Below are 14,230 nucleotides of genomic sequence, written 5' to 3' on the forward strand. Positions count from 1 at the left end.
TGAAGGGAGGGGATTTTCCAATGTTTGATGACCGTTACACGCTCGCATACAAGAGCTATCCATACGAGAAATCGCCCGATCAGGATATTGACGCGCCGGTGCGTCACCCGGTTGTGGTCATGGGCGGCGGGCCAATCGGTGTCGCCACAGCGCTGGACCTCGGCCGCCAGGGTGTTCCGGTGGTTGTGCTTGATGATCATGAGGGGATCGGCATGGGCAGTCGGGCGATTTGTTTCGCAAAGCGCTGCCTGGAAGTGGCCGACCGCTATGGCTGCGGTGAACCGATGCTCGAAAAAGGCGTTGTCTGGAATCTCGGGAAGGTATTCCATCGCGATGACAAGGTGTTCGAATTTAACCTGTTGCCGGAAGACGGGCATAAATACCCCGCCTTCATCAATCTGCAGCAGCCTTATTTCGAGCAATACATGATCGACCGTCTGCGCGAGCTGCAGGACAAGGGTGCCCCGATCCAGTTGCGTGGCAAGAACCGTGTGGACAGCGTCGAAGTACACGACGATCACGTCACCCTGAAGGTGATGACACCGGATGGACCTTACACGCTTGAAGCGGACTGGCTTATTGGTTGCGACGGCGCCAATTCACCACTGCGCGGGATGCTTGGTCTCGATTTCAGCGGTCGAGTCTTTCAGGACAGCTTCCTGATTGCTGATATCAAACTGAAAGGCGATCTGAACTTCCCCACCGAGCGCTGGTTCTGGTTTGAACCGACCCACGGCTCTGGCGCCTCAGCTTTGTTGCACAAGCAACCTGATGATGTCTGGCGGATCGACTTCCAGATCGGCTGGGATGTTGACCGCAAAGAAGAACTTAAAGAAGAGAATATCCGTCGCCGATTGGATGCGATGCTGGGGGATGTGGACTATGAAATGGTCTGGTCCTCTATCTACACCTTCCAGTGCAAGCGGATGGACAGTTTCCGCTCGGGGCGGGTGTTTTTTGCTGGTGATGCGGCGCACCAAGTCTCGCCCTTTGGTGCGCGTGGTGCCAATTCCGGCATGCAGGACGTGGACAATCTTGGTTGGAAACTGGGGTTGGTTATTCAAGGCAAAGCGCCGGAGAGCCTGCTTGACACCTACGATACCGAACGGGTTCATGGCGCGGACGAAAACATCATGAACTCTACACGGTCCACCGATTTCATCACGCCGAAATCAGAAACCAGCCGGATATTTCGCGATGCCGTGCTCAGCCTGAGCGGAACGTTTGAGTTCGCACGACCGATGGTCAACTCAGGTCGGCTCTCGGTTCCATGCGTGTACAGTGGATCGGGACTCAATTCCGCTGACGCACTGGCAGGCGGTCCCGAACGAACGCAGCCCGGCGCCCCCTGCCCTGATGCCCCGTTGGGCGATGAATACCTGTTGTCGAAGCTGGGTGATGAGTTCATCCTTTTGACAATCGATGCAGAAGCACCTGAAATTCTGGAAGAGGACGGCATCACGGCACGCCACCTGGCTCTTTCAACCCGCGACGACCCGACTGGTCAGCTCAGGAAACGCTATCTCGGCGAAGCCAGTTCGGCGGTCTACCTGATCCGCCCAGATCAGCATGTCGCCGCCCGCCGAGCGGAATACAACGAAACCCTGATGCGCACTGCCTTGCGCCGTGCGGCCGGTAAGGAAGTAAGCCAATGAGCGATCTGACCCTGACACCGAATATCGACGGAACCGACGATTTCTACGCCGACCTGCTGGCAACGCATGAGGGCAAGACCAAGGCCGAGAGCGATATAATCAACGCGAGGTTAATTCTGATCCTGGCCAACCACATCGGCGACCGGGACGTCCTGAGCCAGGCGCTCAGGGCTGCCGACATCACATAATCCAAGGGAGGATACCATGAATATCAAACTGAAGGGCAACACCCTGCTGCTCGCCGGCATTGCAACCGCTGCAATGTCTATCGCAACGACTACCGTGGCAGAGACCAAGCTTGCGCTTTCGAGCTGGCTGCCGCCGCGCCATCCGATCGTCGTTGAGGCAATCAAACCCTGGGCCAAGCAAGTGGAGGAAGTCACCGATGGCCGCGTGACTGTACGTGTGCTTGCAAAGCCCATGGGCCCGCCCCCGGCACATTACGACATGGCTGCCGAAGGTATCGCTGACATCACGTACGGCTTGCATTCCTTTACCACAGATGACCGTTTCACCCGCTCGCGGATCGGTCAGTTTTCGTTCATTGGTGACGATGCCGTTGCTGGCTCCAAAGCATTCTGGAATGTCTATTCCGGCCCGCTGGAGGCGCAGAAAGAACATGAGGGCACCAAGCTTCTGGGGCTATTCGTGCACGGCCCCGGTATGTTGCACAACAACGTCCGCAAGATCGAGACAACGGACGATTTCGCAGGCCTGAAGATCCGCGTGCCCGGCGGCTATATCTCGGATCTGATGTCCGGTCTCGGCTCCACAACGCTCTTCATGTCTTCGGGTGAGGTGTATGAAAAGCTCTCGCGCGGAGTAATCGATGGCGTGACGTTCCCCTACGATGCTCTGGCTGCGTTCAAGCTGACCGAAGACGTCAAGTACACGATGCAAGTCCCCGGCGGCATCTACAACACTACTTGGTTCATGGTCATGAACGAAGACAAATGGAACGAGATCTCTGAAGAGGATCAGGCAGCCATCGAGGCGATTTCCGGTGAAGCCTTTGCCGCACTGGTTGGCGAAGCTTGGGTCGGCGCAGACGAGAAAGGCAGCGCCGCGGCCGAAAAGGCCGGGATCGAAATCTACGAAGCGCCAGCCGAAGTCGTTGATGCGATCAAATCACAGGCAGCAGATGCCGAAACAGCGTGGTCCGAAGCCATCTCAGCAGACGGCTACGACGGCGCGGCGGCACTGGAAGAAATGCGCAAGCAAGCTGGCGTGGACTTCTGATCCATGGAGCGGCTTCGCCATCGTTTCCCCGACCAGCCCCCTGATGAGGGGCTGGACATCGGGCTGCTGCTCGACAGATCTCTGGGTGTCGGGGCCGCACTGATCCTGTTCAGTCTCGTCCTCATCACCTGTGTGGATGTAGTTGGGCGCTACCTGTTCAACGCACCACTTTCCGGCGCCTTCGAACTCACTGAAATACTGCTGGCAGCGCTCGTTTTCCTTGCCTTGCCACTGACGACAGAGCGCCGTGAACATGTCGAGGTCGACCTGTTGAATCTGGCGCTTGGACGCAAGACGCAACGTCTTTTGTCTGCGTTTGCGGGCCTGTTCTCTGCCGCCCTGTTAGCCACCTTTTCTTGGCGGCTTTTTACCCATGCGGCCAAAGCCGCCCATGACGGCGCGGTGACCAACGCGCTTGAGATTCCACTGGCGCCATTCGGCTATCTGGCTGGGGTCTCCTGCATGGTTTCGGCGTTCATCGCATTCCTGCGTGGACTACAACCGCCCATCGAACACGACACCGATCAAGATCACCTAGAGGGCGCTCCATGATTGAATCTCTGATCGGCTTTGCGATCCTTCTGGGACTTATACTTCTGCGCGTGCCTATCGCCTTCGCAATGGCGGCCGTAGGCGGCTTTGGGTTTGCCTATATGCGTGGTTGGGAACCTGCCTGGGCTATGACAGGGCAAGTGGCGTTTGACACCTCTTTGTCTTACTCCCTTTCGGTCATCCCTCTGTTCATCTTCATGGGCAATGTGTTGGCCGGCTCAGGCGTGGCACACGGGCTGTTCGCCGGTGCCGATCGGCTTTTTGGCAGGCTGCGCGGCGGACTTGCCATGGCTTCGGTCTTTTCTTGCGGCGGTTTCTCCGCGGTGTGCGGCTCGTCCCTGGCCACTGCTGCCACGATGTCAAAAGTTGCCATGCCTTCAATGCGTCGTTTTGGCTATGATGACCGGCTGGCGACAGGCTCTATCGCCGCGGGTGGGACACTGGGCATTTTGATCCCGCCGTCGGTGATCCTGATCATCTACGGACTGTTGACCGAAACCAACATTGCCAAGCTTTTTATCGCGGGAATTGTGCCAGGTATCATTGGTGTGCTGTTTTATCTTGGCGCGGTCATGGTTGCGGTACGGTTGAACCCATCTCTGGCTCCGGAGGAGGAAAACACCGAACCCATGAGTCGGGCTGACGTCATAGGCGTGATCTGTGTGCTGGGCCTTTTTCTCTTCATCATGGTTGGAATTTACGGTGGATTCTTTACACCAACTGAGGCGGCCGGAATGGGTGCAGGTGCTTCGATCCTGATCGCCATTGCCCTCAGGACGATGACCTGGCGCAGCTTTTTCGCAGCTACGCTGGATTCGATCCGGGCTACTGCCATGATCTTTGCGGTGATCATAGGTGCCGAGCTGTTCACCAACTTCATAAACTACGCCGGACTTCCGGATGCCCTATCAGGCTTTGTTGTCGACAATGAATTGCCGGTCTGGGCGGTCATCGTGTTCATAATGCTGACCTACATGGTTCTTGGTTGTGTGCTTGAAAGCCTGTCGATGATCTTGCTAACAGTGCCGGTCTTTTACCCACTGATGTTTGAGCTTGAGTTTGCCAATGAACTCCTGCTCGATCCCGAAAACGCCCTGATCTGGTTCGCCATTGTGGTTGTTGTGGCCACTGAAATCAGCCTGATCACACCCCCGGTCGGTATGAATGTCTTCGTGCTGAAGGGCGTGTTGCAAGATGTCTCACTCGGAACGATCTTTCGCGGCGTGCTGCCATTCTGGATCGCGGACATCCTGCGGCTGACCCTGCTCATCCTTGTACCCTCCCTGTCACTCTGGCTGGTGGGGTTGATGTGAACGCCTGAGGCGATCGTACGTTGCCTTGGTCTTGAAAACTGCACCCTCGGAAAGGAGAAATCGATGAAAATCGAGAAGATCCATCACGTCGCTTACCGCTGCAAAGACGCAAAAGAGACGGTCGAATGGTATGGGAAAATGCTTAACATGGACTTTATCCTGGCCATCGCCGAGGATCATGTCCCATCTACGCATGAGCCGGACCCCTACATGCATCTGTTTTTGGATGCCGGGAATGGGAATGTTCTGGCTTTCTTCGAGCTGCCCACGAAGCCGGAAATGGGCCGGGATCCCAATACCCCGATCTGGGTGCAGCACATCGCCTTCAAGGTGAAGGATCGTGAAACGCTGCTTCAGTTCAAGGACCATCTGGAAGCTAATGGCGTCGAAGTACTCGGCGTGACCGACCATTCGATTTTCCATTCTATCTACTTCTTTGATCCTTCCGGCCATCGTATCGAACTGGCCTGCCCGGACCCGGAAGAAGAAGCGCTGCTGGAGCGCATGGACGAAGTGAAATGGCTTATGTTGGACGAGTGGTCGAAAACCAAGAAAGCTCCGAAACATGCCGATTGGCTGCATGCCAAAGAACTCAACAAGTCTGCCTGACGGGCATCCCGTGCCGGATAGGTTTCCGGCGCGGGAACCTATCTTTGGCAAAATCCGAGACGGTTGACCACAAAACAAGGAAGTCATGAAACTATACGGCTATTGGCGCTCGACGACCTCTTTTCGGGTCCGGATCGCATTGAATCTCAAGGGTGTTTCCTACGAAACGATCCCCGTCGACCTTGTTGCCGGAGAACAGCGCGCGCCGGACTACGTCGCGCTGAACCCCGGGAAGGGCGTCCCTACGCTGATCCTTGAGGACGGTCGTGCATTCACCCAATCGCTTGCGATCATCGATTATCTCGACGCCACCATACCCGAACCTTCGTTCCTGCCGGAGGACCCATTCGAGCGTGCGCGGGTACAGGCTGCGGCCCATACCATCGCGATGGACATACATCCGGTTAACAACCTTAGAGTCACCGCGCATCTGAAGTCCCGGTATGGGCTTACGGCCGAAGATGGGATCGAGTGGTTCCGGCATTGGATGACAGAAGGTTTCCATGCCTACCAAGCGCTTTTGCCAGCTAACGCCACCTTCAGTTTTGGTGACAAGCCGGACCTTGCCGATATCTGCCTTGTCGCACAGCTTTACAATGCACATCGCTGGGGCGTCGATATGGCTCCATTCGAACGGTTAATTGAGATCGAAGAGCGCGCATTCGCCCTGCCCGCTTTCGACGCCGCCCGACCTGAAAATCAGCCCGACGCTTCCTGAGAGAAATACACTGGCAGACCTCATTCTATTCTAGACAGCCAGCACTTCAGATGGCTTGAGTTGCGCATATTGGCTTATGTACCTATGTCTCCGACGCGGCCTTAAGCAGCGCAGTCACGCCTCGGTCCAGTGCTGCACGGTCCTCAGCCGACATGGAATTCAGCATCCCTTGCGCGCAAGCATCGACTTGTGGCAGCAACTGTTCGAAACGCCGATGGCCTTCCGGCGTACAATGATAAACCCTAATTCGGCGATCTTCTTCGGAAATTGCTCTGGTTATCAAACCTTTATCGTCAAGCCTCTGCGCGGCCCGGCTGACTTGAACCTTATCCAGAGTGGTGCGTTGCGAGAGTTCTAGAGAGGTCAGGCTTTTGGCATTGGCAAGTAGAAAAAGCAGGCGCCATTCCTCCCGTGATAGCCCGAATTCGCGCTGGTATACTTCCGTGAGTTTTCGTGAGAACGCTTCGGACGCCACGGCGAGGCGATAGGGAAAGAAGGAATCTAGTTGCATAAGAAACTATATGTCCGCTTTGTTTCACATGCAACGAAATTTCCTGCACTGATATTTGCCATCCTTATGCAGGTTGTTTTGCACATTGCAAGCCGAAGTTGACGAAATCCCGGTTCCCAGTGTTTTGATTCCGTTGCGAAGATTTTTTCTGCTTGCCAGAAAACTGCGGATCCGCTGGATCAAGGTTCCAGATCGGCAATCTGCTGAAACGGACAGATTCCCAGCGTGAACCGACCTTTGCAAAATTTAGCAGTTCTGCAACGCAAAATCCCAAAAGCGAAAGTTGACCGTTGTGTCAGCTTCAGCTGCCAAGAAAGGTCAACACAAGCCTTGGATATAGGCACACACTGAGACTAGCGGAAACACTGGACCCGGAAGTGCAACAAAAACTATTAGCATTCTTGCAGAATACTTTTTACCATGCGGTCAAATTTGGGGGAATTGGATGCTCGATTTAATCATCAGACAGGCCAGCCTGCCAGATGGCAGCGGGCCGGTAGATATCGCGATCAAGGCAGACCGCGTTGCGGAAATTGCGCCTGATATCAAGGCTGAGGCGCATGAGGAGATACAGGCGGTTGGGCGTTTGGTTTCCCCTCCTTTTACGGACCCGCACTTCCATATGGATGCGACCCTGAGCCTAGGGTTGCCGCGCATGAATGTCTCGGGCACGCTTTTGGAGGGTATCGCGCTTTGGGGGGAATTGAAGCCCCTGCTGACACCAGAAGCGGTGATTGAGCGGGCCATGCGCTATTGCGACCTTGCTGTGTCGCAGGGGCTGCTGGCTATCCGTTCGCATGTGGATGTTTCATCCGCCCCGTTGGTGGGCGTTGAAGCGCTCTTGGAGGTACGTAAACAGGTTGCCCCCTATATCGACCTGCAACTGGTGGCATTCCCGCAAGATGGCCTTTACCGATCAGAAAACGCAGAGAGAAACCTGATCCAGGCGCTCGATATGGGTGTCGACGTGGTGGGCGGGATCCCGCATTTTGAACGCACGATGTCGGAAGGGGCTCGATCTGTCACAAGACTGGCCGAGATAGCGGCGGACCGCGGCCTGATGCTGGACCTGCACTGCGATGAAAGCGACGATCCTATGTCACGCCACGTAGAAACGTTGGCCTTTGAGACTACGCGCCTTGGGCTTGGGGGCCGTGTAACTGCAAGCCACGTCACTGCGATGCATTCTTATGACAATTACTATGCATCGAAGCTAATCCCGCTCATCGCAGAAAGCGCTATGAACGTGGTACCCAACCCTCTGATCAATATCACGCTGCAAGGGCGTTCGGACACCTATCCGCGCCGCCGAGGTCTGACCCGAGTGCCAGAGCTGCGCGCGGCCGGTGTAAACGTTGCCTTCGGGCAGGATTGCACAATGGACCCGTGGTATTCGCTCGGGTCCGCTGACATGCTGGAAGTGGCTCATATGGGTGTGCACGCGGTACCGATGACATCTCGGGAAGCGATGGAATGGGCATTCACATCGGTAACCCAAAATGGCGCCAAAGCCATGGGCCTGCCCGACCCGACAATCCGCGAAGGCGGCCCTGCCAGTATGGTTGTACTGCAGGCGCGTGATCCGATTGAAGCTGTTCGCATGAAACCCACCCGCCTTGCCGTAATCAAAAACGGCAAGGTGTTGGCCCGTACAGAACCCCGAATGGCGGCGCTTTCGTTGCCCGGCCGCCCCACGACCCTGGATCCCGCAGATTACGCGCCCAGGCCCAATACTCAGGAAGCTTAAGAACAAGAACAATTGCCACCAACAGAAGAGGATCTACCAATGAAACTCACCACAACCCGCCGTCAACTGATGGTCGGCGCTGCGGCCGCGTTGGCCGTGCCGGCTTATGTTCGTCGCGTGAACGCACAATCTGCGACCCGAGTCGCTGGCGTGCATATGTCTCCGGTCGAAAACGCGTGGAACAGTCGTATCCATGTAGCGATGCAGGAAGCCGCCGATGCTGGTCTGATCGAGTATGAGTTCTCGGAAGGTGTAGCTCCGACTGACTATCCCCGCGCGATGCGCGAATATGCCGAAGGTGGTGCGCAAATCATTTGGGGCGAATCCTACGCCGTGGAACGCGAAGCACGCGAAGTGGCGGGCGATTACCCGGATACCGCTTTCCTCATGGGCTCTTCCGGTGGGCCGGAAGGGGACAATTTCGGCGTCTTCGGCACCCGCAACCACGAAGCGGCCTATTTGGCCGGGATGCTTGCGGGCCAAATGTCAGAAAGCAATGTCTTTGGTTCGGTCGGCGGTTATCCGATCCCTGAAGTGAACCTGTTGATCAATGCCTTCCGAATGGGGGTGACCGAAGTGAACCCAGATGCCACCTTCGTCAACGGCTTTATCGGAGCATGGTTTGATCCGGCCCGCGCACAAGAAGCTGCGATTGCCCAGATCGACGCGGGCGCAGATGTCCTGTTTGGTGAGCGCATTGGCACTGCGGATGCCGCCCAAGCGCGGGGTGTGAAGGCCATCGGTTCGCTTATCGACTATACGCCTCGCTATCCAGGCACAGTCTTTGCCAACGCGATCTGGAATTACGGTCCTACTATCGAGGCCATCGTAGCCGACGTTCAGGCCGGTAACCCAACGGGGCGCAACTACACAGAATATTCCTTCATGGCCCATGGTGGCAATGAGTTGATCTATGTCGCCGATGAAGTGCCTGCTGACGCCATCCCGGCAATGGAGGCTAAACAGGCCGCGATCCAATCCGGCGAATGGGATGTTCCAATCGACGAAAGCGAGCCCTCCTGATCCCGCGGGCTTTGACGTGACCGATGCCACGGCTCTTGCGGCCGCCATTACGTCAGGGCAGATCACTGCCTTCGACGTGATGGAGGCAAGCCTTTCTGCCAGCCACGCGCAGGCGGATTTGGGGGCCGTGGCATTTCTGGACGAAGACATGGCGCGCGCCGGGGCAAGGGCAGCAGACGCATTGCCATCTGACCAGCGCGGTCCGTTTCATGGGGTTCCGTTTTTGGTGAAAGACCTCGGTGGTTTCGCAAAAAGGCTACCTGCTGCGGCAGGATCCGCAGCAATCCGCGCACAAGCGCGTAAACCTGAAAGTGACAGTCGCCTGTTACAGGATTTGCGCCAAACTGGCTTGATCCCTTTTGGCTTGACTACAACACCCCCATTCGGCCTTTCCCTGACATGCGAACCAGATGGCATGGCTGCGACCCGAAATCCATGGAATCCCGCGTTGACACCCGGTGGTTCATCTGGCGGCGCTGCGGCTGCGGTTGCAGCCGGTATCGTTGCAATTGCTCATGCAACGGATGCAGCCGGATCCATCAGAGTACCTGCTGCGTGTTGTGGTTTGACCGGGCTCAAGCCGTCTCGTGGTGCGGTGCCCGGAGGCCCAGATTTTGCCAATCACCTGATGGGCATAGCGTCTGAGTTGATCCTGGCGCGATCGGTCCGTGACGTGAAGACCGCCCTTGATGCTGTTGTCCAACCTATGGCCCCAGTGCACTTCCCAAAACGTCCCCGTGTCGCGGTGGCATTGCCGGAACGTTGTGGACCTAATCAGCGCAAAGCTGCGGAAGGTGCTGCCGACGCGCTGCGCGACGCAGGCTGTGAAGTGCATGATGTTCGTGCCCCCGACCGGATTGGGGCTGAGGCTCATGAAATCGCCCGAACCATACTGGCTGTTTCGTTGGCTGAGTGGCTGACCGCACTCAAGATATCTGACGACCAGGTTCCACCGCTCGCAGCCGCCATGGCTACTGAGGGTCGTGCGACACCTGCCACCGCGCTTTTTGCGGCCTCGCGACAGCTGGCACGCCTGACAAATCGCTCCCGCAAGCTTTTCAAATCCGCCGATGCCATCCTGATGCCGGTCCTCTCCTCTGCTCCGCCCGTTGTCGGCACTTTGGATCTGTCTGGCACTTCCCCCGATGAACACATGGCGCGGCTGGAAGCTTTTGCCCCAAACGCGGCACTTGCCAATGTTGCGGGCTTGCCAGCCCTGGCGCTGCCTTTTGGCATGGCAAATGACCTTCCTCTCGGTGTGCAACTGATTGGTCCCGCCGGCGCCGATTTCGCACTGCTAAAACTCGGTGCACTTATCGAGACCCGCGCGCCCGCACTTTCCTTTCCGTCCCCAATCGCAGGCCTACCCGCATGACCAAGGTTCTGGAGCTTCACGGCATCACCAAGCGTTTTGGAACGCTTACCGCAAATGATGATGTGACCCTGACACTGGCGGAGGGGGAAATCCTTGCGCTTCTGGGTGAAAACGGCGCAGGCAAGACGACGCTGATGAATATCCTGTTTGGCCACTACGCAGCCGACGCAGGCACTGTCAGGGTGTTCGGGAAAGAGCTGCCTCCAGGCCTTCCACGTGCAGCGATCGAGGTGGGTGTGGGAATGGTTCACCAGCACTTCACGCTTGCGGGCAACCTCACCGTTCTTGAAAACGTCATGCTTGGCTCCGAACCCTTGACGCGCGCGCGATCCGCTCGTGGTGAGGCGCGCGAAAAGCTGTTGCAGATCGCAGAGCGGTTTGGCCTGCCCGTGAACCCCGAGGCCAAGGTTCGGTCGCTTTCCGTAGGAGAACGCCAGCGTGTTGAAATTCTTAAAGCGCTCTACCGTGACGCGCGCATATTAATTCTGGATGAACCTACTGCCGTTCTGGCCCGGCCCGAGGCGATGCGCCTGTTCGAGACCCTGCGCGACATGACGAAGGAGGGTCTTTCGCTTATCTTCATCAGCCACAAACTGCATGAGGTCATGGCTGCCTCTGACCGTGTGGCAGTGCTACGCGGCGGCAAGATGGTTGCAGAACGCAAAACCTCTGAAACCAACCCCGGAGAGCTGGCGGAACTGATGGTTGGCCGCAAAGTGGAACGGCCCGTACGCCATGACCATAAGATTGGCGCGCCAGTTCTGATTGCAAACAATGTGCGCGTGGAAGAGGACGGTGAGTTGCGTCTGGATGACGTGTCATTCACCGTCCATACTGGTGAAATCCTTGGTATCGTTGGCGTTTCAGGCAATGGTCAGGCTTCACTCGGCGGGTTGCTTTCTGGGCTGGTTCACCCAAGCGCGGGGCAGCTGACACTTCTGGACGAAGATATCGGCCATCTGGGGCCGCGCGGCATGATCCGTGCGGGGGCTGGTAGAGTACCAGAAGACCGACACGCGGAAGGCGTAGTAGGCGAGTTGAGCCTGTGGGAAAATGCAGTGCTCGAACGGCTGCGCGCACCAGAGTTTTCGCGCCGCGGCTTTGTCCGGCAACGTGCCGCCCGCGATTACACGTCAGGGCTGATTGAACGTTTTGATATCCGTGGTGCCAATCCCGACACGCGAACAAGGTTGCTGTCTGGCGGCAATATGCAAAAGCTTATCCTCGGTCGGGTCCTGACCAACGGACCGCGCTTTGTCGTCGCCAACCAGCCGACGCGCGGCCTTGATGAAGGGGCAATTGCCGCCGTTCATGCCGAGCTTTTGGCAGCACGGGCCGAAGGCGCAGCAATTTTGCTCATCTCTGAAGAACTGGAAGAAGCCGTGGCCCTGTCAGACCGTATACAGGCCATCGTTAAAGGGCGCTTGTCGGAGCCCATATCCGCCAACGAGGCTGACCCGCAACGCCTTGGCCTGATGATGGCGGGTGTCTGGAAGGAAAATGATGATGCGGCTTGAACGACGCACACATGTGCCGCTGCACCTTGTGATCATTGCGCCGCTGGCCGCGATCTTTACTGCGTTACTTCTCGCTGCGGGTCTCATCGCAGCTGCGGGGGTAAACCCGCTCACGGCGTATGGCGAAATGCTGACCGGTGCGCTTGGCTCACGCCTTTCGATCACCGAGATGCTGACCCGCGCCACACCGCTCATTTTCACAGGGCTTGCTGCGGCAGTCGCCTTCCGCGCGCGACTTTGGAACATCGGAGGTGAGGGACAGTTCTTTGTTGGTGCGCTGGTCACCGCTTGGATCGGGCATTCGCTCGGGGTTCCGGGATGGATTGGTATTCCACTTTTGATGCTGGCAGGCATGACTGCGGGCGCGGCTCTTTTGGCGGGACCTGCCTATTTACGCCTGCGTTTCGGGGTAGATGAGGTGGTGACGACCCTTCTGCTCAACTTCATCGTAATCCTTTTTGTGGGCCTCATGATTGAAGGCCCGATGCGCGATCCGTTGGCCTTTGGGTGGCCCTCTTCAGTGCCCGTAGACGGAGATTTTCGTCTGCCGGATCTGATCCCGCGCACACGTCTGCATATCGGGCTGCTTTTTGCCATCGCAGCGGCAGGTGCAGTTTGGCTGATCCTGGCGCGCACCGTTTTTGGCGCTGAAACGCGCGCCGCAGGTTTGAACGCCAGTGCCGCTGCCTTTGCCGGTATATCCCTACCCCGAACGATCATGGGCGTAGCCCTGCTTTCGGGCGCCCTGGCGGGGCTCGCCGGGTCTGTCGAAGTCATGGGTGTTACAGCAGGGGTCACCACTACCATGAGCCCCGGTTTTGGCTATGCAGGCATCGTTGTCGCCATGCTCGCCGCTTTGCATCCGGCCGGCGTCGTTGCTGCCGCTGTTTTCGTTGCTACAGTCTTCGTTGGGGCCGACGCCATGAGCCGCGCGACCGGTGTTCCCAGTTTCATCGCTGATGTGATTGTTGCGCTCTGTTTGCTTACCATGATCGTGGCCCTTCTTTTCACAACCTACCGGGTGCGCCGATGAGTGATGCTATTGATCTGCTGCTGAATACCAGCCTGTGGGCTTCCGTGTTGCGTATTGCTACGCCACTCATATTCGGCGTCCTTGGCGCATTGCTCTGCGAACGTTCGGGCGTGCTCAATCTGGGGATCGAGGGGATTATGACCATGGGCGCGATGAGCGGTTGGCTTGCCGTCTACATGGGTGCACCTTTGCTCGCGGGCCTGATGATTGCCGCCCTTTGCGGCGCTGTGATGGGCTTGCTGCACGCCATGCTGACGGTTCCGCTTGGGCTGTCGCAACATGTATCGGGGCTTGGTATTACGCTGTTTGCATCCGCTTTGGCCTACTACCTCTACAGGCTACTTGTCGAAGTGGGTGACTTGCCCCCAACGATAGAGCCTTTCCAACCGCTCAATGTTCCGGGGCTTTCCGATATACCTGTTCTCGGTCCGATCCTGTTTTCCCAGGCCCTGCCGACTTATCTGGCGCTATTTGCTGTGGCTGCAATGGCGTATGTCCTAGCCCGAACACCACTAGGGCTGGCCATTCGTATGACCGGTGAAAACCCGCATGCGGTTGAGGCACAGGGGTTGAATCCCATCCGCATCCGCATCGGCGCAGTCGTTGTCGGATCGGCTTTGATGGCGGTGGGCGGGGCTTTCCTGACGACAACGGCGTTTAACAGCTTCTTCCCGGGTATGGTTCAGGGGCGTGGCTGGATTTGCATTGCGCTGGTCGTCTTCGCCAGCTGGCGACCCGGCAAGGCGCTAATTGGCGCGGTATTGTTCGCATTCTTCGATGCATACCAGCTGCGGCTGCAGACTGCGATTGAAGGCGTACCCTACCAGCTCTTCCTGATGGCGCCTTACGTACTTTCTATCGCCGCGCTCGTCCTTGTCGCCCGCAGAGCCGAAATACCCGCGGCGTTGATGGCACCCTACCGGCGCGGTGAACGTTAG

The 14,230-nt window shown here is 57.4% G+C and carries 14 protein-coding genes; 13 read left to right on the top strand and 1 reads right to left on the bottom strand.

The genetic code is table 11. The annotated features are described in order from the left end of the window. The first annotated feature begins 20 nt into the window (after positions 1–20). The 7 genes from AC2FID_RS16460 to maiA all read left to right on the top strand — a co-directional run bounded on the left by AC2FID_RS16460 (position 21) and on the right by maiA (position 6,086). The gene (locus AC2FID_RS16460; RefSeq protein ID WP_496837751.1) at positions 21–1,655 is read left to right on the top strand and encodes an FAD-dependent oxidoreductase; all 1,635 of its coding nucleotides are present in this window, start codon (positions 21–23) and stop codon (positions 1,653–1,655) included. After that, a complete protein-coding gene (locus tag AC2FID_RS16465) occupies positions 1,652–1,843 on the top strand; it encodes a DUF2783 domain-containing protein (RefSeq protein WP_496837753.1) in 192 nt (63 codons plus the stop codon). The genes AC2FID_RS16460 and AC2FID_RS16465 overlap by 4 nt, the downstream gene beginning before the upstream one ends. 16 nt (positions 1,844–1,859) lie before the next feature. After that, positions 1,860–2,894, top strand: a complete 1,035-nt coding sequence (locus AC2FID_RS16470) for a TRAP transporter substrate-binding protein (protein WP_282121001.1) — start codon at positions 1,860–1,862, stop codon at positions 2,892–2,894. A 3-nt stretch (positions 2,895–2,897) separates the two neighbouring features. Beyond that, positions 2,898–3,446, top strand: coding sequence for a TRAP transporter small permease (locus AC2FID_RS16475; RefSeq protein WP_082637164.1), 549 nt, complete (start codon positions 2,898–2,900; stop codon positions 3,444–3,446). Continuing rightward, on the top strand, positions 3,443–4,759 hold the full coding sequence (locus AC2FID_RS16480) for a TRAP transporter large permease (RefSeq protein ID WP_058278629.1): 1,317 nt from the start codon (positions 3,443–3,445) through the stop codon (positions 4,757–4,759). Before AC2FID_RS16475 ends, AC2FID_RS16480 begins: the two co-directional genes overlap by 4 nt. Positions 4,760–4,822: 63 nt before the next feature. Next, positions 4,823–5,368 (top strand): VOC family protein, encoded by a 546-nt coding sequence (locus AC2FID_RS16485; protein ID WP_058274548.1) that lies wholly within the window; start codon positions 4,823–4,825, stop codon positions 5,366–5,368. An 85-nt stretch (positions 5,369–5,453) separates the two neighbouring features. Next, a complete protein-coding gene (gene maiA, locus AC2FID_RS16490) occupies positions 5,454–6,086 on the top strand; it encodes a maleylacetoacetate isomerase (RefSeq protein WP_496837756.1) in 633 nt (210 codons plus the stop codon). 82 nt (positions 6,087–6,168) lie between these two features. Here the strand turns inward: maiA and AC2FID_RS16495 are convergent, their stop codons facing one another. Then, positions 6,169–6,597, bottom strand: a complete 429-nt coding sequence (locus tag AC2FID_RS16495; protein WP_058278632.1) for a MarR family winged helix-turn-helix transcriptional regulator — start codon at positions 6,595–6,597, stop codon at positions 6,169–6,171. Between the two features lie 445 nt (positions 6,598–7,042). On the opposite strand from AC2FID_RS16495, the gene AC2FID_RS16500 reads away from it, so the two are divergent. Genes AC2FID_RS16500 through AC2FID_RS16525 form a run of 6 tightly spaced genes read left to right on the top strand, consistent with a single transcriptional unit; the run spans position 7,043 to position 14,230 of the window. Then, positions 7,043–8,344 (top strand): amidohydrolase family protein, encoded by a 1,302-nt coding sequence (locus tag AC2FID_RS16500; protein ID WP_496837758.1) that lies wholly within the window; start codon positions 7,043–7,045, stop codon positions 8,342–8,344. Between the two features lie 39 nt (positions 8,345–8,383). After that, positions 8,384–9,367: a BMP family protein gene (locus AC2FID_RS16505; protein WP_282170363.1), complete on the top strand. Its 984-nt coding sequence runs from the start codon at positions 8,384–8,386 to the stop codon at positions 9,365–9,367. Next, positions 9,336–10,742, top strand: a complete 1,407-nt coding sequence (locus tag AC2FID_RS16510) for an amidase (RefSeq protein ID WP_496837760.1) — start codon at positions 9,336–9,338, stop codon at positions 10,740–10,742. The genes AC2FID_RS16505 and AC2FID_RS16510 overlap by 32 nt, the downstream gene beginning before the upstream one ends. Continuing rightward, the gene (locus AC2FID_RS16515; RefSeq protein WP_496837762.1) at positions 10,739–12,259 is read left to right on the top strand and encodes an ABC transporter ATP-binding protein; all 1,521 of its coding nucleotides are present in this window, start codon (positions 10,739–10,741) and stop codon (positions 12,257–12,259) included. Before AC2FID_RS16510 ends, AC2FID_RS16515 begins: the two co-directional genes overlap by 4 nt. Then, positions 12,249–13,292 (top strand): ABC transporter permease, encoded by a 1,044-nt coding sequence (locus AC2FID_RS16520; protein WP_496781035.1) that lies wholly within the window; start codon positions 12,249–12,251, stop codon positions 13,290–13,292. The genes AC2FID_RS16515 and AC2FID_RS16520 overlap by 11 nt, the downstream gene beginning before the upstream one ends. Continuing rightward, positions 13,289–14,230, top strand: a complete 942-nt coding sequence (locus AC2FID_RS16525) for an ABC transporter permease (RefSeq protein WP_496837764.1) — start codon at positions 13,289–13,291, stop codon at positions 14,228–14,230. Before AC2FID_RS16520 ends, AC2FID_RS16525 begins: the two co-directional genes overlap by 4 nt.

Source organism: Ruegeria sp. CDSC068, assembly GCF_059610545.1.